This window comes from Photobacterium lutimaris (genome assembly GCF_003025555.1).
GTDB lineage: Bacteria > Pseudomonadota > Gammaproteobacteria > Enterobacterales > Vibrionaceae > Photobacterium > Photobacterium lutimaris.
The window spans coordinates 1-682 of the sequence record NZ_PYMH01000043.1; the positions used below are offsets into that span (position 1 = coordinate 1).

Genomic DNA, 682 nt, shown 5'->3' on the forward strand with positions numbered 1-682 from the left:
GTTTACCACGGTGTGGTTCATGACTGGGGTGAAGTCGTAACAAGGTAGCCCTAGGGGAACCTGGGGCTGGATCACCTCCTTAACGATATGACTGCGTTTTATGCAGTGTCCACACAGATTGCTTGGTTAATAGTAAAAGAACGTGAAAGACTTGGGTCTGTAGCTCAGGTGGTTAGAGCGCACCCCTGATAAGGGTGAGGTCGGTGGTTCAAGTCCACTCAGACCCACCACTTTCTCTCCCAGAGGAAGTGTGTGTGAAGTCTTTCGATACGTTGGGGCTATAGCTCAGCTGGGAGAGCGCCTGCCTTGCACGCAGGAGGTCTGCGGTTCGATCCCGCATAGCTCCACCACTTTCTAAACACTTTGAATGCAAAGTCGTTAGAAAGTGGTTTTTTATCTCTTCGGGGATAATGAAACACATGCTCTTTAACAATCTGGAAAGCTGACTAGTAAATTGAATTTTCGAATTCAATACTAAATAGTTTCTACTTTATAAGTAGGAACGAGTTCTCAAGCAACACACATTCAAGTGTCTTGTGTAAGAGTCCGGCGAAAACAAAAAATTCTCTCTAACGAGAGAGTGAACCTTGGTTGTTGCCATACGAAACCTCTTGGGGTTGTATGGTTAAGTGACTAAGCGTACACGGTGGATGCCTAGGCAGTCAGAGGCGATGAAGGACGT

Annotated in this window: 2 tRNA genes and 1 rRNA gene; all 3 read left to right on the forward strand. The window is 46.5% G+C overall.

The window, feature by feature from the left end:
* Positions 1-82: ribosomal RNA gene (locus tag C9I99_RS26905) — 16S ribosomal RNA — on the forward strand; the annotation flags it as partial.
* Between the two features lie 71 nt (positions 83-153).
* Positions 154-230: transfer RNA gene (locus C9I99_RS26910), tRNA-Ile, on the forward strand.
* Positions 231-274: 44 nt separating this feature from the next.
* Positions 275-350 (forward strand) — tRNA-Ala (locus tag C9I99_RS26915).
* Positions 351-682: the final 332 nt, after the last annotated feature.